The sequence below is a fragment of the Pradoshia sp. Z6_59 genome (assembly GCF_058267515.1).
The window spans coordinates 190,558-209,126 of record NZ_JBZCPP010000004.1 but is presented as its reverse complement, the minus strand read 5'-3'; the positions used below and the strand labels follow the sequence as shown (position 1 = coordinate 209,126).

The 18,569-nt window shown below is 38.6% G+C and carries 17 protein-coding genes, 1 pseudogene and 2 riboswitches; of the genes and pseudogenes, 5 read left to right on the top strand and 13 right to left on the bottom strand.

Annotated features, from left to right (window positions below; genetic code table 11):
* Positions 1-172: 172 nt before the first annotated feature.
* Positions 173-790 (top strand): DUF7010 family protein, encoded by a 618-nt coding sequence (locus AC4D4B_RS06480; protein WP_490996051.1) that lies wholly within the window; start codon positions 173-175, stop codon positions 788-790.
* Between the two features lie 217 nt (positions 791-1,007).
* Here the strand turns inward: AC4D4B_RS06480 and AC4D4B_RS06475 are convergent, their stop codons facing one another.
* Positions 1,008-3,044 carry a Na+/H+ antiporter gene (locus AC4D4B_RS06475; protein WP_490999466.1) on the bottom strand — a complete coding sequence of 679 codons (2,037 nt, stop codon included), beginning with the start codon at positions 3,042-3,044 and terminating at the stop codon, positions 1,008-1,010.
* A 99-nt stretch (positions 3,045-3,143) separates the two neighbouring features.
* Positions 3,144-3,977 carry a hypothetical protein gene (locus AC4D4B_RS06470; protein WP_490996049.1) on the bottom strand — a complete coding sequence of 278 codons (834 nt, stop codon included), beginning with the start codon at positions 3,975-3,977 and terminating at the stop codon, positions 3,144-3,146.
* Between the two features lie 193 nt (positions 3,978-4,170).
* On the opposite strand from AC4D4B_RS06470, the pseudogene AC4D4B_RS06465 reads away from it, so the two are divergent.
* Positions 4,171-4,705, top strand: a pseudogene (locus AC4D4B_RS06465) (kinase).
* Positions 4,706-4,786: 81 nt separating this feature from the next.
* Here the strand turns inward: AC4D4B_RS06465 and AC4D4B_RS06460 are convergent.
* The 5 genes from AC4D4B_RS06460 to gcvT all read right to left on the bottom strand — a co-directional run bounded on the left by AC4D4B_RS06460 (position 4,787) and on the right by gcvT (position 11,003).
* The gene (locus tag AC4D4B_RS06460; protein WP_490999465.1) at positions 4,787-6,229 is read right to left on the bottom strand and encodes a DEAD/DEAH box helicase; all 1,443 of its coding nucleotides are present in this window, start codon (positions 6,227-6,229) and stop codon (positions 4,787-4,789) included.
* A 228-nt stretch (positions 6,230-6,457) separates the two neighbouring features.
* Positions 6,458-6,964, bottom strand: coding sequence for a GNAT family N-acetyltransferase (locus tag AC4D4B_RS06455; protein ID WP_490999464.1), 507 nt, complete (start codon positions 6,962-6,964; stop codon positions 6,458-6,460).
* Between the two features lie 127 nt (positions 6,965-7,091).
* Positions 7,092-8,549, bottom strand: coding sequence for an aminomethyl-transferring glycine dehydrogenase subunit GcvPB (gene gcvPB, locus AC4D4B_RS06450; RefSeq protein WP_490999463.1), 1,458 nt, complete (start codon positions 8,547-8,549; stop codon positions 7,092-7,094).
* Entirely contained in the window at positions 8,542-9,888 is a 1,347-nt protein-coding gene (gene gcvPA, locus AC4D4B_RS06445; protein WP_490999462.1) for an aminomethyl-transferring glycine dehydrogenase subunit GcvPA, read from the bottom strand. The genes gcvPB and gcvPA overlap by 8 nt, the downstream gene beginning before the upstream one ends.
* Positions 9,885-11,003: a glycine cleavage system aminomethyltransferase GcvT gene (gcvT, locus tag AC4D4B_RS06440; protein WP_490999461.1), complete on the bottom strand. Its 1,119-nt coding sequence runs from the start codon at positions 11,001-11,003 to the stop codon at positions 9,885-9,887. Before gcvT ends, gcvPA begins: the two co-directional genes overlap by 4 nt.
* A 171-nt stretch (positions 11,004-11,174) precedes the next feature.
* A riboswitch (glycine riboswitch) is annotated at positions 11,175-11,266 on the bottom strand.
* A 3-nt stretch (positions 11,267-11,269) separates the two neighbouring features.
* Positions 11,270-11,361: riboswitch (glycine riboswitch) on the bottom strand.
* 447 nt (positions 11,362-11,808) lie between these two features.
* Between gcvT and AC4D4B_RS06435 the strand changes: the two genes are divergently transcribed.
* From AC4D4B_RS06435 to AC4D4B_RS06425, 3 genes are all read left to right on the top strand, one after another.
* Complete coding sequence (locus AC4D4B_RS06435; protein WP_490996318.1) at positions 11,809-13,440, top strand: DEAD/DEAH box helicase; 1,632 nt, start codon at positions 11,809-11,811, stop codon at positions 13,438-13,440.
* Positions 13,418-14,212, top strand: a complete 795-nt coding sequence (locus AC4D4B_RS06430; protein ID WP_490999460.1) for a YqhG family protein — start codon at positions 13,418-13,420, stop codon at positions 14,210-14,212. The genes AC4D4B_RS06435 and AC4D4B_RS06430 overlap by 23 nt, the downstream gene beginning before the upstream one ends.
* A gap of 462 nt (positions 14,213-14,674) precedes the next feature.
* Complete coding sequence (locus AC4D4B_RS06425; protein WP_490999459.1) at positions 14,675-16,084, top strand: vWA domain-containing protein; 1,410 nt, start codon at positions 14,675-14,677, stop codon at positions 16,082-16,084.
* A 172-nt stretch (positions 16,085-16,256) separates the two neighbouring features.
* On the opposite strand, the gene AC4D4B_RS06420 is transcribed toward AC4D4B_RS06425, so the two are convergent.
* The 6 genes from AC4D4B_RS06420 to comGD are packed head-to-tail and all read right to left on the bottom strand — an operon-like array spanning position 16,257 to position 18,569.
* Positions 16,257-16,451, bottom strand: a complete 195-nt coding sequence (locus AC4D4B_RS06420; RefSeq protein ID WP_490999458.1) for a YqzE family protein — start codon at positions 16,449-16,451, stop codon at positions 16,257-16,259.
* A gap of 53 nt (positions 16,452-16,504) precedes the next feature.
* Entirely contained in the window at positions 16,505-17,008 is a 504-nt protein-coding gene (locus tag AC4D4B_RS06415; RefSeq protein WP_490996040.1) for a shikimate kinase, read from the bottom strand.
* A gap of 10 nt (positions 17,009-17,018) precedes the next feature.
* Positions 17,019-17,402, bottom strand: coding sequence for a hypothetical protein (locus tag AC4D4B_RS06410; RefSeq protein WP_490999457.1), 384 nt, complete (start codon positions 17,400-17,402; stop codon positions 17,019-17,021).
* Positions 17,389-17,835, bottom strand: coding sequence for a competence type IV pilus minor pilin ComGF (comGF, locus tag AC4D4B_RS06405; protein WP_490999497.1), 447 nt, complete (start codon positions 17,833-17,835; stop codon positions 17,389-17,391). Before comGF ends, AC4D4B_RS06410 begins: the two co-directional genes overlap by 14 nt.
* Complete coding sequence (locus tag AC4D4B_RS06400; RefSeq protein ID WP_490999456.1) at positions 17,813-18,106, bottom strand: hypothetical protein; 294 nt, start codon at positions 18,104-18,106, stop codon at positions 17,813-17,815. Before AC4D4B_RS06400 ends, comGF begins: the two co-directional genes overlap by 23 nt.
* A gap of 19 nt (positions 18,107-18,125) precedes the next feature.
* On the bottom strand, positions 18,126-18,569 hold the full coding sequence (gene comGD, locus AC4D4B_RS06395) for a competence type IV pilus minor pilin ComGD (RefSeq protein ID WP_490996037.1): 444 nt from the start codon (positions 18,567-18,569) through the stop codon (positions 18,126-18,128).

The following is an 18,569-nucleotide window of genomic DNA, read 5'->3' as shown; positions in this document are numbered from 1 at the left end:
TCCAGTATTATCCTTCTTATTCAACTAAGGACCAGAATAGTTCTGTAAATTGCCTAAATGAATATAACTATAACAAGGAATATAGGATTTTTCCGAATGGACTAAACCAAATAACAATGTAGGATAATATGCGGTTGTAATGAACACATATTTTGAATGGAGGTTCTTATTTGTGACACAAACGTCAAAAGCTATTCCTGGTGCTGTAGTACGAGGAACTGCATCTGGTGTATTTTTTATGGCTTTTTTCGGTACTCTATGGGCATACACAGGGATTATGGGACTACAAGGATGGGGAGTTCAATTATTGATTGGTGTAGCTGTTACCATAGGTATGGTGCTGTTCATCGGCGGTGTTTCATTAATGCGCGCATCTCGAGAAGTGACAAATCAGGTTTCAAAAGCAGACTTAGGGCGTGGAAAGCGTACAAGGTTTTGGTTTAACATTATTTTTGCGACAGAGGGTTTGGCTATAGCAATTACGATTGCTGTCAGTAACGCTACTAATCACTCCGAACTTATACCTGTCGTTATCGCTATTATTGTCGGTGCTCATTTTCTCCCATTGGCCTCTCTTTTCCAAGTCAGACTCTATTATTTTACAGGTACACTCCTTTGTTTACTTGCTATTATTACATTACTGTTTGTACCTGAGAAAGTCACACTGGGAGAACAACAAATCAATGCGTTTATGTCTGTAGTAGGATTTGGCTCTGCCTTAATCTTATGGGGAACTGGTGTTGCAATATGGCTTATAGGTAGAAGGTTGCTAGGTATCGTCCCAAAATAAATATCACAATTGTACACTAAACTAAAAACAGAGTAACTTCCTTCTCCAACTATGGACTTTAGTTAAAGAAGAATGGGGTATTTACAACAAAAGAAAACTCGCCATTTTTATGAGCGAGTTTTCTTTATTTTATATCATTTACGATATCAAAAGGACTGACGTTTCTGAGCATTTTTTTAGAAAAGAACCTCTCCCTTTAGTAGAACACCTGCCAAGCCTATTCCTCAATTTCCTGAAGCATAACACTCTCCACATAATTCACAAATCGACGTAAATCCTGAGCCAGTTCACGATTTATTTGGCCTTCTTCATACATTCGCTGAATGTCAGCTCGTTCAGCTTCAATAGCTTTGAAACGTAATTCTTCTTTTTGCTGATCCTTCATACTATTATTTGAACGGGCATTATTTGGTTGCTTCAGTTTGTCAATAATTCTTCGATACTCATAAATGATGGATGAAACATGTGAATTGTTCGTTTCCTCTACATATTTTTCTAGACTTTCAATGGCGGCTTTTGTCGCCTGAATCTGAATATCCCGCATATCATTTAAGAGGACTGCCGTCTTTTCGTTTTCCTTGGTTATCACACGCCTATACTGCTTATACTTCCTATATAATTGGCCAAAAAGAGTCATTATTTTGGACATGAAATTCTCTGTGAGTAAATTTTCTCTTATATCCAGGGACTTCTCGAGTCTTTTCACAATCTCTTCACTTACTGAACCATCAGCAGCAGCCTCCTGGATATATTGTCTTTCTGCTCTTAAACCAACTAAGCGAGCTTCAATTCTCTCTTTTTGCGATACTTTAATAAATTCTAAATCCTTATTTTCATAGCGAATTTGTTCAATCATCTTTTTATATTCGCCAATTAATTCGTAACCAGCGGATTGATTCTCTGGCTCTATTTCTTCTTCAATCCTCTTTATGGCAGTCCGCAATATTTTCAATTTCATCTGAGCATCTAAAAACTCTTTCTCCTCATCATTCTCCGGTTCAATGGATTTTTTACTGATCAGAGGCAGTAGAATAGTTGCAGCTAAAAGAGTAAATAAAATAACACCGCCTGCTATAAATACAATCAGAGAACGTTCAGGAAATAAATCTCCAGTTGCTACAAAGTATGGCATAGACAATACCCCTGCCATCGTAATAGCACCGCGCACACCGGTCAAGCCGGTTAGAAGGGCCACTTTCCAACTGGGCTTCGATTGTTCTTTTCGGTTAGTTATGTAATAACCCATGCTTAAAAAGCAGTAGGACCAAACAATTCGGATAATCATGATAGCCAAACCTATTGCCAGGACATAGCCGAGCACAAGCCAATTGCTGATTAGAGGATTCTCTACCGTTGCTCTCATAGAAGACGGCAAGCTCAAACCCAATAATAAAAATACCACTCCATTGAGTACAAATAAGATGATCGACCACATATTCTCAGTGACCACCTGTTCCTCAGCACTTTTCATCCCCGTCTTTTCACTTAAACTGGAATGAACAATACCTGCAGCTACTACAGCAATTACACCAGAGGCGTGCAGGACTTCTTCTGAAACAATATAAACAATAAATGGCGTGACAAATTGCAGCAAAGAATAAAAGGTAACATCCTGGATCCCCTGTCTTCTTAGTGAATAACGGATTAGAATAGCTAATAATCCGAGGATAATACCAGCAATCGCACCAACAATGACCACATAAACAAAATCTGCAGCTGCCTCCTGTAATGAAAAATAACCTGTTACAACCGCAGCAACTGCATAATTAAAGGCAATTAAACCAGACGCATCATTAATCAACGATTCGCCTCGAACAAGACGTAAAATAATCGTCGGTAAGTAAATCCTTTCGGCAATACCGTTCACCGCTACTGGATCCGTTGGAGAAAGGATAGCTGCTAAAGCAAAAGCAGCGGCCAACGGAATACTGGGAATAAGCCAGTTAATAAAATACCCACCAATTATAGTCGTTAAAAAAACAAGAATAAATGCATTGGCCAATATTGGCCAGCGCATTTTCCATAAATCATCGCGTGGAAATCGACGTCCATCATTAAATAATAGGGGTGCAATAAATAGGAGCAAAAACCATTCCGCTTTTAACTCAAATGATAGATCCTGTATGAATAAAGCAAATAAAATCCCCAAAGCTATTTGAGTTAAAGCCGTAGGGATGGATGGAATATAGTGGCTAATAATATTCGATATTAAAAGCATCACTAAAAGCAATATAATTGATAAAAGTAAATCCATTATTCTCCCTCTAACTCGATATTATTAATGTTTACATTCTGCCACAAAAGGAGGCTACTTATTACCATACCCAATCAGTTATGCAGGAAACATTTCTCTTTAATCGGATTCATTACTGCGTTGTAATCGATCTGCTTCAATCTTGTATCCAAGTTCCCTTAACTCACTTAAAACGAACTTCCTGACTTCTTCATCTTCCATTATAATGCCAAGAGTTTGTGCATCTCTGACAAAAGCAAGTTTATTTTCTACGGAAGCTTTCTGAAAGTATGCCTGTAAATCTTGAACGTCTATTTCTACATCCTCTTCTAATTCGTATTTATCATGTGTGATTGGTTGATTACTTATCGGAACCACCCCAATCCCGTCTTGAGTATGTATAGCAATTTGCTGTTTTCTCTCCTTAAATAGATTCTTATAATATGACTTTACATCTTGAATAACCGTACAATTTAATGATTCTTTTAATTTTTCAAGTACATATTCCCTTTCTTGTAAAAACTCTTCTTCATCATATTCGAATTCTGCTTCGTCTTCACTTTCTTCCCCTTCATCAGCCATTTCAATTGAAAGAAAATTCCCGATTTCGATCGCATCCTTCATCGTGAAAAGGAGATTCGTAAATTCTTTTAAATTACGAGCAGCCAAAAAAACAGCTGATCCAAAATCCATAGGACTAACATAAACCACATAGGCCTCTTCCAAATCGGTAACAGCTCCAAAATCAGTCAATAAACCAAAATGAATTCCATCCGCTCCGGTAGACGCAAATGTAATAACATCGCATGGTGTGACGAAATAATTCTGATCCTCCGTGTCCAGCATTAGTCCAAGTGAATCTAAAGAATACCCGACTTCTTCAAGATTGTCCTGCAGTTTCTGTAACCTTTGAAAAGTGGGTGGCATCTGTTTATAATGTCTAACAATATCCACGTAACTACCCCCTTTGTATTGCCTTCTCTATAATTATAAAGGAAAATATTTCTAACGGGGATAAATAACAGAAAAATCTAACTACCCTATTTAAGTAAGGACAATTTCAAAGTACAGGAGGCTTAGATACTTGGAAGATCATATACAAAATCTAATTAATTAATTACCCAAACTTAAAGTAGGACAAAGATTTATTCTTGGTATTGACGGCCTCAGTCGTTCCGGGAAGACGACTTTTACCAAAAGAATGAAACAGCTACTAGAGGAACAGAGCCTATCATTTTACCTTTTTCATATAGATGATTTTATTGTAGATAAAGATAAACGTTATCACACTGGTCACGATGAATGGATTGAATATTACTTTTTGCAATGGGACACCGAGTGGTTAAGAGTTAATTTTTTCAATCAATTAAAGGAAGCATCTGAGATACTCCTGCCTACATATGACCCCACCACTGATAAGCAAAAATGGCAAATGTGCCAGATTCCAGCAACTTCCCTCATCATCATTGAAGGTATATTTCTGCAAAGAAAAGAATGGAGAGCATTCTTTGATTATATAATTTTCCTGAATTGTTCCAGAGAAACAAGATTCAGCCGTGAAAGTAAGTCTACACAGGCGAATATTGATAAATTTCGAAATCGATACTGGAAAGCAGAAGAATATTATTCGAAGACAGTTACCCCAGCACTTAGCTGATTTGGTTATCGAGAATGAAGGTTAGATCAGAAAGGATATGTTCTAATTAAAATAGCCCTGCCGAATGATTCGGAAGGGCTGTTTTAGATCGGTGAGCACTCTATTATTATTCAAATGCCTCATATACCTTTAATTTTTTTCCTTTAATAGTTTTATTCTTCATCGCCTGTAATACGACGGGACCTTTATTATTCAAAATTTCAACAAATGTAGCCTGATCTTGAATTGTGATAATTCCAATGTCCTCAGCTGCTATGCCTTCAATTTTTGCGATTGTTCCAACAAAATCAACAGCACGCAATTTCTTTTTCTTGCCGCCATTGAAAAACAGCTTCATTATCCCACTGTTTAATTCGGTCGCTTTATCTTCCTTTATCTCATTTGCAAACATTTTCGCATCGAAATCCGGCCTGCATTTTTCTACTTCTGCTTCACTTGGCTCCTCTTTTACCGGAATAGCAAAGCCTATATATTCTTCTGTCTCTCTCAACAATTCTTCATCTCTAGGAGTTACAAAAGAAATAGCTACTCCCGTATGTCCCGCACGGCCCGTTCTTCCCGTCCTATGTACATAGGATTCCTTTTCCACTGGAAAATCATAATTCAACACATGCGTAATATTATCAATATCTATTCCGCGCGCAGCAACATCGGTGGCAATTAAATATCGAAACTCACCCCGTTTGAATTGGTTCATAACATCAAAGCGATCCTCTTGATACATTCCACCATGAATTTTACCGCATGAATACTCCCATTTAACCAATGTATCAAACAGATTATTTACCTGTTCCTGTGTGCGGCAAAAAACAATGCAGCTATCCGCATTCTCAATCGTTGTAACTTTCCTTAGCAGTTCCGCTTTGTTTTCATGCTTGACCCTATAATAAGAGTGTTCGATCAGCTGAGTCGTCATCTCTTTTTTATTAATTTCAATAAAGACTGGTTCTTTTAGATATTGATTAGATAGCTTTTGAATATCATCCGGCAATGTTGCTGAAAACAACATGCTGATTCGTTCCTTAGGTAATTCATTTATTATCGCTTCAACCTGATCAATAAAGCCCATATTCAACATTTCATCTGCTTCATCAATTACCAGATAGCGCAGTTCACCAACGTTTAATGTTCCTTTTTGAATATGATCTAACACTCTGCCCGGTGTTCCAACGACAATATGATTTTTTTGCTTAAGCTCCAGCTGTTGCTTGGCAAATGATTGCTTTCCATAAACAGCTGCTGCTTTAATCCGCTTAAATCGACCAATATTCGTTAAATCTTCCTTCACCTGTGCAGCCAATTCTCTGGTCGGTGTTAGGATAAGTGCCTGAGGTTTATTTTCGATCCACTCTATATGATTACAAATCGGGATTCCATACGCAGCTGTTTTCCCACTGCCAGTTTGTGCTTTTACGATAAGATCCTGATTACCAATCGCAATTGGAATCACCTTTTGCTGGACCTCTGTCGGTTGAAAATAATTCATTTTACTTAATGCCCGAATAATTTCGGGACTTATGTCAAAATCATTGAAGCTATGTTCAGTCATGTATGTTCCTCTTTTTCGGTTACTTAGCTGATTCTCCACTTGAGAGATGCTTTTATCCATTATACCTGATTTGCACTGATTAATCGAAATTAGAAGGATAGTCTAATCTCAGGTTCCCGTCATTTTAAGGCACCTTTTAATAGTAGAGTATTTATTGGACAGCCATCCCACCCGATAAAAAAGCGATATTATTAGAGTATCACACCCGTAAAAGAATTAATTGTCTATTTACCTATCCCATTCATGTACTAAAACACTGTATAATAATGAATCTCGCCAGCCCATTCTCATGAGCAAATGGTCGCGAATGATGCCTTCCCTAACCATTCCTGCTTTTTCTAACACCTTCGCTGAACCTATATTTCTTGGGTCACAGGTTGCAAAAATACGATGCAGGTTCAGTTCCTTAAATCCAAAGTCAATTAACAAACACGCAACTTCTGTAGCCACTCCTTTTCTCCAGTAATCCGAATTAACAATATAGCCAATTTCTCCAGCTTTATTAGTGAAACTTCGTATAGTAAGTTCTCCAGCCCCAATCATATTTCCATTATAAATAATTGCGAAGACAAACCTTGCTCTTGGTTTTTTTGTTGAATCCTCGATTACTTGGCTCACAAATTTTTTCGATTCTTCTTTCGTATTCGGTCCCCATGGCTGATACTTACAAACGATATCTTGTGATGCGTATTTATGTACATCAACCCAGTCACTACTAATCATTTCTCTCAGCATGATTCTTTCATTTGAAAGGCAGAATGTATTTTCGATCGTATTTCCCTCCCTATCCTGAACGACAGATTATTCATTCTTCTAAAAAAGCAGCTATCTAGTCATGATAGCTGCTTAAAATGTATTCTAATTAATTTTGATATCTCAATACAGGCTTACGAGCAGCCAGTGCCTCATCCAAACGGCTGATTACCGTTGTATGCGGTGCTTCCTGTACAATTTCCGGATTCTCCTCTGCTTCTCTGGCAATTTGAATCATAGCATCAATAAAGCCATCCAGTGTTTCTTTTGATTCTGTTTCTGTTGGCTCAATCATCATGCATTCTTCCACATTCAAAGGGAAATAAATGGTTGGAGGATGATAGCCAAAGTCTAGCAATCTCTTGGCAATATCAAGAGCCCGTACACCAAGTTTCTTCTGACGTTTTCCGCTAATCACAAACTCATGCTTACAGTGCTTATCATATGGAAGATCATAATACTCCGCCAATCTTCTCATCATATAGTTTGCATTTAAGACAGCATACTCTGTTACTGCCTTCAATCCGTCTGGTCCCATAGACCGAATATACGTATAGGCACGGACATTGATTCCAAAATTTCCATAGTACGGCTTTACTCTGCCAATTGATTGCGGACGATTGTAATCAAGCTGATAGCCATTCTCTTCTTTTACAATAAGCGGTTTTGGTAAGAACGGAATTAACTCCTTCTTAACCCCAACCGGCCCTGAACCTGGTCCACCGCCGCCATGTGGTCCAGTAAATGTCTTATGCAAGTTAAGATGAACAACGTCAAATCCCATATCACCCGGTCGAGCCTTGGATAGGACAGCATTCAGATTGGCACCGTCATAGTATAGTTTCCCACCGGCATCATGAATAATTTCGGCCATCTCGATGATCTGTTCTTCAAAAAGTCCCAGTGTATTTGGATTTGTAAGCATCAAAGCTGCTGTATCTTTCCCTACAACATTCTTCAAATCTTCCAGATCAACTAAACCATCCGGCCCTGACTTCACGGTAACAGTTTGCAATCCCGCAACTGTGGCTGAGGCAGGATTCGTACCATGAGCAGAATCAGGAACAATTACTTTTACGCGATCAAAGTCACCATTCGACTCATGATAGGCGCGAATCATCATTAATCCCGTCCACTCTCCATGCGCTCCCGCAGCCGGTTGCAAAGTGACTTCGTCCATACCAGTGATTTCCTTTAGACTTTGCTGCAAATCATACATTAACTCTAAAGAACCCTGTACAGCTTCTGCGTCCTGCAGGGGATGAACATGTGCAAATCCATTTAGACGGGCAACATTTTCATTAATTTTCGGATTATATTTCATAGTACAGGAACCGAGCGGATAGAAACCGGAATCAACGCCATGGTTTCTTCTCGAAAGTGCCGTATAATGACGCATGATATCCAACTCGGATACTTCAGGCAGCTTTGGTTCCTCTGTGCGAATGAACTCCTCAGGCAAAAGCTCAGTTAAAGCTGACTCCGGAACATCCATTTCCGGCAACGAATAGCCGATACGGCCCGGCTTGGTTTGTTCAAATATTAATGGCTGATCCTGTTTATTCATGGAAATCCCCCAATTCCTGTGCAAATCTATCAATCTCTTCTTTTGTACGCAGCTCCGTCACTGCCACAAGCATATGATTGGTTAAGGCAGGATAATCATTAGCTAAATCGTAACCACCAATTATGCCTTTTTGGATGAGCATTTTATTAGCTGCAGCTACAGAACCATTTAGCTTAACAACAAACTCATTGAATGAAGGTCCTTCAAAGGCAATTTCAAGTCCATTTGCTTTTAATTGCTCCTTTGCATAATGCGCTTTTTGGAGATTTTGAAGTGCCATCTCCTGCACGCCTTTCTTACCTAACGCAGTCATTGCCACAGAGGCTGCGAGAGCATTTAATGCCTGGTTTGAGCAAATATTTGAGGTCGCTTTATCGCGGCGAATATGCTGTTCTCTCGCCTGCAGGGTTAATACAAACCCGCGCTTCCCGTCCTCATCAACTGTTTGGCCAACCAAACGTCCAGGTACTTTTCTCATCAGCTTAGAAGTAACTGCGAAATATCCGCAATGAGGTCCACCAAATGCAGCCGGAATTCCAAAAGGCTGTGCATCCCCAATGACAATATCTGCACCGAATTCACCCGGCGGTTTCAGGACACCAAGTGAAAGTGGGTTACTTGAAACAATTAACATTCCTTTATGTTCATGTACAATTTGTTCAATTTCAGCTAAGTTTTCGATTCGGCCAAAGAAGTTTGGATATTGAGTAATAAAACCAGCTACCTCTTCAGTCATCATACCCGCCAATTGTTCTGTATCCGTTACCCCGTTTTTACAGGGAACAACTTCAAGCTCAAGATATTGGCCTTTTGCATAAGTGGATAAAACAGCCCGTGATTCTGGGTGCACTGCCTCTGAAACAAGCAGTTTCTTACGGCGTGTATGTCCTGCTGAGAGCATGGCTGCCTCGGCCAGAGCAGTTCCCCCATCATACATGGAGGAGTTCGCCACATCCATTCCGGTCAGTTCACAAATCATCGTTTGAAATTCAAAAATAGCCTGCAATTCTCCTTGGGAAATCTCCGGTTGATAGGGTGTATAAGCGGTATAAAACTCTGATCTTGAGATTACGTGATCAACGATGACCGGCATGTAATGGTCATATACTCCCGCTCCAAGGAAAGAACTATGGGTCCTAAGATTGGCATTTTTCTCGGCCAGCTCTGTTAATTCTTTCAGAAGTGATGATTCAGACTTTGCTTTTTTTAGCTTGTATTCACCCTTAAACCTTACTTTTTCAGGTATATCAGAAAATAAGTCATCGATTGATTCTACACCAATCGCTGTTAACATCTGTTCAGTATCCCGCTCTGTCATTGGTAAATAACGATGCTTCATTTTTTTACTCCTCCTGCCTGAGTGCGTTTATAAAATGGAGTACTAACAATTTTCGCCTTTAATCTTTTTCCCCTTATCTCAACCTCGACTACTTCATCAAGGTTAGCGAATTCTACATTAATCAGGACAAGGCCTACGTTTTTCTTTAAGGTTGGGGATTGTGTTCCAGTGGTCACTTCCCCTATTACATCATCCTTAACGAAAACCGGATACCCATGTCTCGGTATACCGCGGTCAATCATTTCGATTCCGACAAGCTTTCTAGTGGCGCCATTTTCCTTCTGTCCCTTTAAAACTTCCTTACCAATAAAATGTACTTTATCGGTTTTTACAGCGAACCCAATTCCTGCTTCGATAGGTGAAATCTCTGGTGATAGCTCTTGGCCATATAAGGGAAGTTTCGCTTCAAACCGAAGCGTATCTCTTGCCCCCAGTCCACATGGAACTAACCCCTTATCCTTACCGATTTCTAAGAGATCCTTCCAAAGTTTCACTGCATCTTCGCTCTTACAGTACAATTCAAATCCATCTTCTCCGGTGTAGCCAGTTCTTGAAACCAGTACACTAATGCCATTTATTATGACATCTTCACGAAAAGCAAAGAAACCAATAGTATCGAGATCCACTTCTTCTACAAGGTTCTGTAGAATATCAGCAGCAAGCGGTCCCTGTATGGCCAATTGTCCTATTTGTTCCGATACATTTTTTAGTTCCACATCTTCGCTGACATGCTTTTCTAGCCATTCAAAATCTTTATCAATATTAGATGCGTTCACAACTAACAAATAATCATCTTCATCTTTTTTATAAATAATCAGGTCATCAACCGTTCCGCCATCCTCATAGCACATAGCAGTATACTGTGCCCGGCCTGTTTTCAGCTTACTGACATCGTTGGTCATCATGAGCTGCAAAAATGGTAGTGAGCCAGCACCCTTAACGATAAATTCCCCCATATGTGATACATCAAAGAGGCCTGCTCTTGTACGTACTGCTTCATGCTCCTGTTTAATGCCCGAAAATTGGACAGGCAATTCCCAGCCGCCAAAATCAATTGTTTTTCCTCCATACTCCCTGTACACACTGATCAGCGGAGTCTGCTTTAATTCTCCCATCCTTACCCTCCTAAAAAGTTCGTTATATACGGATTCTCTTGCTAGTTATGACATTTAAACGATTGCTTGTTAACTTATTAAGTAAAACGCCGCTTTTCCGCATTTGACCGAGGTGATATACCCTTCAGTGATCCACGAAAAAAAGGACAGAAACCTCCCTTATTAGGGGGGCTCTGTCCTGATACCTGAAAGTTTACCGCCGGATAACGTACTTCGGCGTTTCCTCTTGGGTGGCTTCACAATAAAGGAAGCGCTCTCCAGAGATGCGTCCAGCAAGAGTCTCTGTACCTGAGAGATTCATGGTTTCACCATTTGCTCCTTCGGTGCCGCAGTATGCGGTCTCTCCCCTTGCCTTCATTCGCTCATATAATTATGTAAATTGGTCATACTAAACAAAAAGCAAGAGATAAGCCGTTTTCTAAATAGTCTTACATTTATATCCTACCATCAACAATTATCAGGTGGCAACAATTACGTTATCTCTGATGAATGAATAGGAAACTAAAAAAATTGTCAGTAATACCTCAGCTTTATTGCGGTGAAAAATCGTTTAGGGGTCGGCTTAATCAATTCCTTATAAATATCCGTCAACCGCATAAGGCGTTAATCAGATTTTAGCCGAAGATTACCCTTCTACTGTTATTTTGGAATTGATAGCAGCACCTATCTGAGACGGAGACTTCTATAAATTACTATCAAACATTTATCTAACTAGCTTAAGTAAAGAAAGTTGGGATTCACATTGAGTTTAACACCAAAGGTCTATTTTGATGAAGATTGGGAAAAGGAGCTTGAAGAAAAGATTATGGAGGACGGCCCATGGTGCAGCTACTCTCTTTTTAAACTCGGATTGGAGGCCGAAAAGCATAATCTGATTCCAGATTTCAACGGCCTCCTTGCACCAAAGCATTTATCAGGATTTACACCTTTAAACCATCAGCTCGAAGCTGCTACCGAAGTCATTGAAAGAATGAATGGTAAAGCCATATTGGCTGATGAAGTGGGTCTTGGCAAAACGATAGAGGCCGGTCTTATTTTAAAGGAATATATGATTCGGGGCCTGGCAAGCAAAATACTAATACTAGTCCCAGCCTCTCTCGTATCCCAATGGGCAAAGGAGCTTAATCAGAAGTTTCACATACCTGCTGTCATATATAGAAAGGGGTATGGGTGGGATTCTGAATGTATAATCACTTCCATAGATACTGCTAAACGAGAGCCTCATCGTTCTGCCATATTGGAACAAACCTATGACATTGTCATCATAGATGAAGCTCACAAGTTAAAAAACAATAAAACCAAAAACTATGAGTTTGTACAAAAAGTCCAAAGAAAGTTCTGTCTACTATTAACGGCAACCCCTATTCAAAACAAGCTAGAAGAAATTTTTTATCTTGTATCATTGCTTAAGCCAGGGCATTTAGGAAGCTATGCCAAATTTAATGAACGCTTCTCTGCTAAGAAACGTTCATTAAAGGATGATGCTTATTTAAAAGAATTGGTTAATATGGTGATGATTCGAAATAAACGCCAGGATACCGGCATTGAATGGACAAAGAGAAAGGTTGAAACCATTTTTATAGATTTCACCGAAAAGGAGCAGGCTCTATATGATGGAGTTTCTTCATTTAGGAAAGAATTGCCGGAGGGTATCGGAAGTACATTTTCTTCTTTAATCCTCCAGCGTGAGGCATGCAGCAGCAGAGAAGCCGTCTACTTTACGCTGAAAAATATGCTCGATCGAAACCCAGATGCCGGACTAAGCTTTAAGGAAGCCATACATAACCTTATCAACCTGGTCGAACTGGTTGATGGCAATTCAAAAGCAAAAAAAGCGCTTGAATTGATTCATTCCATAAAAGATAAGGTTATCATTTTTACCGAGTATCGAGCCACACAATTATATTTGCAGTGGTTTCTTAAGCAAAATGGAATCAGTTCTGTTCCATTCCGCGGCGGATTTAAACGCAGTAAGAAGGACTGGATGAAGGAACTATTTGAAAAACAAGCGCAAGTCTTAATTGCTACAGAAGCAGGTGGAGAAGGAATTAACCTGCAGTTTTGCCATCATATTATAAACTTTGATTTACCTTGGAATCCGATGCGCCTGGAACAAAGAATCGGCCGAATTCACAGACTTGGACAAACAGAAGATGTCCGAATCTATAATTTTGCGACCAGAAATACTATTGAAGATCATATTATGAAAATTCTCTACGAAAAAATTCAATTATTTGAACGCGTCGTAGGAGAACTTGATGATATTTTAACAAGGCTGGAGGTTAAGAATCTTGAAGAGCATTTAACCGATATCCTCAATAAATCAAAAACAGAGGGTGAGATGAAGGTTAAAATGGATAATCTCACTTCTCTAATACAGCTTGCTCAAGATTTAAAAAAGGAGATGCCATCACATGCAGCAACAGGAAATTCTTGAGTTTCTCGTTCAATTTTTCACAGCCAATCAATGTGAAATCATCAATCAAGGGCCAGGTCATCTAACTGTGCAATTGACGATTGATATGGATAAAGAACTAATGAACCGCCCTTTTTATTGGCATTATCTCGAGAAAGTTGGCGGAGTGCCCAATCCGATGAGTTTAACGTTTATCCTCGATAAAGAGGCAGCTCCTCCTGATTTAAAAGGGGAATTCATACATTTCGGATCCCCTCGCCTGCACCAAATATTCGCGTCTGCCCAAAGACTATCTAAGCATATCCGTTTATTTGAGGAGATTAAAGTGACTAGTGGTCAGATGCCTTTATTTCCCTGGTTAGGTGTAAATGTTAATATCTCCTATGAATGCGACCGAAAAAAGGATTTATTCTTTTCAATAGGATTAAACCTGATCAACGGTCTTTTTGTAGAAAATTTCATTGATTCAGCTGATAAACTGTCGCTTACACCTAAAATATCTGACTATACATTTACGCTTACACCAATTATTCGTTATCAAAGCGGATTGCATCGTATCAAAACTTACATCCAAAATAAAATTAATCAGGATGACCATGGGTGGGCTGATGAGGCTCTCGTGCGCTGGAATAAAGATTTGAGTTTGCTGAACCATTTTTATGAGGACAAAAAAGAAGAGGAAACTAACATGTATGACCTTGAAAAGGAAGCATTGCGAATGCAATACGAACCCAGAATCCGTGTCAGCATCATAAATGGCGGACTTTTTTATCTTAGCGGTCAGGCTATCTAAAGGAATCTAATAAAGCTCAGGCTGGATATTCGCAAAACAAAATTGAGTATCAATCAGAGGCAGCCAATTAAGGCATATGTTTTCAATGATACTCATCAATGTTCTCAGTTTGGTGAGCATTCTATCGTTCCATTATTTAATCATTAAAGCTATGAATCGAAATGTAAAAAGGCGAACCTGCTTGTCCAGTTTCAGAATATATGGTCGGTTACTTCAATACTTCTAAATAGAACTTCTAATATATAGCTGCCATACCGAGGCAGCTATTTCAATTAATACAGCATTCTCCTAATCCAACGTTTCCACCTCCTTTCGATTTATATCCTAACATTCAATAAATTTCCATATAATTATGTTTTTATGTAAAATATAGGAGATTAAGAACGACATAAACATCCTCTGCTATTTTCATCTGAGTATATTCATCTGTTTTTTTACTTTTGAATGATATGGAGGTACAAGATGAAGAAAATTAGCTATCAATTAATTTTATTTTTGCTTTTTCTACTATTTATATTGACAGCTGGATGCTCACCCAATGACAAAGATAAAGGGAATGATTTTGAGACTACTGCCAAAGCAGTTAATCCATCTGAGAAAAAAAGCTCAGAAGCTGCAATCCCAAAAGCTGATGCCACGTTTGAAGGAATGATGACTCAAGAGCAAGGAATATTAATGGAAGAAATAGTCAACAAGAAATTGGACGGAAAAACCGGTTGGGATGCTCAACCCTATTTAAACTATTATAATGATACATTTAAGAAAAACAGCGAGACGACCATTACCCAACACATAAAAGAACATAAGGAACTAACCGATGAAGAACTTTATGACTATTTAATTTATGCTATTGGCACCGGGGAATATCAAACATACTATGATCAATTAAGAATGTATGATCCAGGCCTTAAAGCTCCTGAACTACCAACAGGATCAGCAGAAGAAAAAGAAGAGCAACAAACACCTGAAAAAACGAATGTGGTTGTATTACTTGATGCCAGTGGAAGTATGAATGCAGAAGTTCCAGGCGGAAAGAAAATCGATATAGCGAAAGACGCCATTTCTACCTTTGTATCTTCTCTTCCACAGAATACAAATACATCGCTTCTTGTATATGGACATGAAGGAACCGGTTCCGATGCAGATAAAGCAAAATCGTGCGGTAAAATTGATACAGTTTATCCTTTAAAACCATATGCTCAGACAGAATTTCAAACCGCTATGAATAAATTTAATGCAAGCGGATGGACTCCACTTAGCCAAGCTATCAGTAAAGCACAAGAGATCCTTACAAACTATAGTGGTGAATATAATAATAAGATTTATATCGTAAGTGATGGAATTGAAACATGTGATGGGGACCCCGTAAAGGCTGCTCAATCATTACATGATTCCAACATCCAGGCAACCGTTAATATTATCGGTTTTGATGTAGATGATGAAGGCGTCCAACAGTTAAAACAGGTAGCCGAAGCTGGTAAGGGTGAGTTCATTCGGGTTAGCGATAAATCTGAATTAGATGCCCAAATTAAAAACAAATGGTCCCCTTCTATCTTTGAAATATCCGGAAAACAGGCTGTTCATGCATTTGATATGCTTGATGCACGAAAAGAAATTATCAACCTAGCCAATTCACTGAATTCTTTATCTACTAATGAAAAAAGCAGAATAGAAGGAGCTATCCAAACCCTTCATACTGAAAAACTGATAAGCGATTCTATCCAAAAGGAAATACTAGCTAAAGCTTCTGACATGCATAAAATACGAGCAGATGGTATTGAACAGCTTAAGAACAAAAAAGAAGAAGAATTAAAGGGCATTCAGGAGGATTATCAACAACAAATAGATGAATGGAAAAAGCAATGGGATTAATCATTTATATATAATAGTCAATTAATTAATAATGGAGTAAGCCATACTATATATGTGTGGCTTTTTGTTTGATGGCATGAATATGACTTAATCTAAGATGAAGATATAAAAAAGAATACAAAAAAGCAGTGGGTTCAGCAAATCCACTGCTTTTTCAAACAAGCATGATTTATTACGCCTTACGTTTAAAGAGCATTTCAATCGATAACGGAATGATTCCGAACCAATGGCTCATTAATGGCGGCCGATCATCTCTATGATTACGGCGTTGCTCTTTACGTACTTCCTTTGGCTGCTTCATATACACTAACCACTGAATTGTTAAAAATTTTACATAATCATTTGTTTTCATCAGACATTCACCCATCAGAAGTATCTCCATTTATCAAGGGTGTTATTCATTAATTTATAAGAAGTTAGCTAGTTTATGGTGATTTTCATTAATATCTCTTCTGTAATCTCCATTTTTGTTTTTCCGTCCGTATGAACCTGTAAATCAGCAGCCAGCTTATATAGGTCAACCCTCTTTTGATAAAGCTGCACGATTTGTTCCTCTTTATTTCCAGACAATAAAGGGCGTGATGAATCAGTCTCGAGCCTTTTTATTATTTCTGTCGGATTGGCATGGAGCCAAATAACAGTTCCCTTCTCCTTCATATAATTCAGGTTGTCTTCCCTGAGAATGATTCCCCCACCTGTCGCGATGATACAATTTTCGACAGGCAATGATTGCAGTGCCTGCTGTTCTAGGTCCCTAAATCCATCTTCACCTACTTCATCAAAGAGCTGTGGAATCGACCTTCCTGTTCGTTCAGCTACCGCCTGATCACTATCATAAAAGGGAAAACGCATTTTTTCGGCGAGAGCCATACCCACAGTTGTTTTCCCAGCTCCCATAAATCCAATTAAATAAATGGCATTCATCTTGTTCCCCCTAACTATCTAACCATTTCACTACTTTCTTTGCTTCAGTTGAGTACGTAATCGTCTCCCGTCTCACCTTATGATCCGTCTGAATATCCAATGAGATCTCATAGAACCCTCTCTCAAGCGGTTTTATATGATAGGCTATTCTTCCATTATAATAAATCCATTCCCCTTTTGTCTCAGGAATACCATCACCTTCAAGCATTAAGATCGCAGCATGTGTACCCGCATCACCCAGATAAGTGGTGATTAACCATTCGGTTTGATATTTATGATAATTCACTTCCTGAGCCATATTACCTATCGAATACATACAAATGATAAATATAACCGAAAAAAACAATAAAGCAACAGGCATAAAGATTCCACGTTCATTTTTAAGAAGGTTCAAATTTATATCGTTTGAACAGCCGTTTTTCATACATATCACCATTTATAAGAGTCACAGATATTAGCAGTGACTCTCCTTCTTTTTTTAAGTGAAAGCTCTTAATTTCTTGAAGGACCATTTCATGTCCAGCACCATTCACTCGCCTTCTTACCATATTGTTATAGGTTTCATATGTTATTTCTTCCCCACTTTTATCAAGTAAAAGGATATTGCTTTTAGGTACTCCAAAGTCTTTTGTCTTTTGAAATTCACGATCCAACTGACGTATAAAGATATTCCATTCCATCCTTGCATTTGTGTTGGTATCTTTGACATGCCAGTCTGTTATGCTGGTAAGTGCACTTGTCATAAACACACTTAATAACGAAAATAAACCAAGGGCAAATAGTATCTCTACCAAAGTAAAGCCATCATTTTTCAGGCAGCTTTTCATACACTTTCTGTAATTTGTCCTTTGAGTTGCTATACTCTGCAAAATAAACGTCCCCTTCAAGATAAAAAGTATAGGCTTTCCCCTCAATCTCTGCTTGTCCAGTAAATAATGGACGGCCGTTTATCTGATAATCATTTAGATTTTCAAACAATCTATTAAGAGCGGCTTCCTCCATTCTTAAGTCATTCTTTAGTGTAATGCTTTCCATATATGCCGGAAGCAATAAACAGCAGCATAAGATGAGTATGCCAAACGAAATCAGAAGGTCCAAGATAGCGTAGCCATGCTCTTTATACTTTTGATATATAAAATCTCCCCCTCCCTAATTGAAAGACAAGCTTGTATATCGTTTTTCCGTTCTTATCTGTTAGATTGATTGTTGTCGGGCTTTGGATATTGCCTGCTGGAATATAGGTAACTGGCACATTGCCAACTTTTTTAAACTTGATCGATTCAGCCTTCTGAGTGGATATAATATGACTGTTTGTTTTGTATGAGTATGCTGAATATTCATTTTGATCCGTCATAAATCTAAGCAAGACATATGTGTTATTTTCCATGGCATAGACTTGCGCATAGTAAAGGTCCTTCTCGAGTTGGTTTAAAAATGCTTTTTGTTCATACGTTTCAAACATTTTACTAGTAACCGCACTTGCTATGGTCAGCATTAACGTCAGACATCCTAGTACAATCAACACCTCTATTAACGTAAACCCTTCTTCATTCTTTTTCAT

Bases quoted from the DNA above. Each gene is read 5' to 3' on its own strand.
- AC4D4B_RS06475 (WP_490999466.1), bottom strand. From the start codon at position 3,044: ATGGATTTACTTTTATCAATTATATTGCTTTTAGTGATGCTTTTAATA.
- AC4D4B_RS06460 (WP_490999465.1), bottom strand. From the start codon at position 6,229: ATGACTGAACATAGCTTCAATGATTTTGACATAAGTCCCGAAATTATT.
- AC4D4B_RS06455 (WP_490999464.1), bottom strand. From the start codon at position 6,964: ATGCTGAGAGAAATGATTAGTAGTGACTGGGTTGATGTACATAAATAC.
- gcvPB (WP_490999463.1), bottom strand. From the start codon at position 8,549: ATGAATAAACAGGATCAGCCATTAATATTTGAACAAACCAAGCCGGGC.
- gcvPA (WP_490999462.1), bottom strand. From the start codon at position 9,888: ATGAAGCATCGTTATTTACCAATGACAGAGCGGGATACTGAACAGATG.
- gcvT (WP_490999461.1), bottom strand. From the start codon at position 11,003: ATGGGAGAATTAAAGCAGACTCCGCTGATCAGTGTGTACAGGGAGTAT.
- AC4D4B_RS06435 (WP_490996318.1), top strand. From the start codon at position 11,809: ATGGAGGACGGCCCATGGTGCAGCTACTCTCTTTTTAAACTCGGATTG.
- AC4D4B_RS06430 (WP_490999460.1), top strand. From the start codon at position 13,418: ATGCAGCAACAGGAAATTCTTGAGTTTCTCGTTCAATTTTTCACAGCC.
- AC4D4B_RS06425 (WP_490999459.1), top strand. From the start codon at position 14,675: ATGAAGAAAATTAGCTATCAATTAATTTTATTTTTGCTTTTTCTACTA.
- AC4D4B_RS06420 (WP_490999458.1), bottom strand. From the start codon at position 16,451: ATGGGTGAATGTCTGATGAAAACAAATGATTATGTAAAATTTTTAACA.
- AC4D4B_RS06415 (WP_490996040.1), bottom strand. From the start codon at position 17,008: ATGAATGCCATTTATTTAATTGGATTTATGGGAGCTGGGAAAACAACT.
- comGF (WP_490999497.1), bottom strand. From the start codon at position 17,835: ATGAAAAGCTGCCTGAAAAATGATGGCTTTACTTTGGTAGAGATACTA.
- comGD (WP_490996037.1), bottom strand. From the start codon at position 18,569: ATGAAAAAGAATGAAGAAGGGTTTACGTTAATAGAGGTGTTGATTGTA.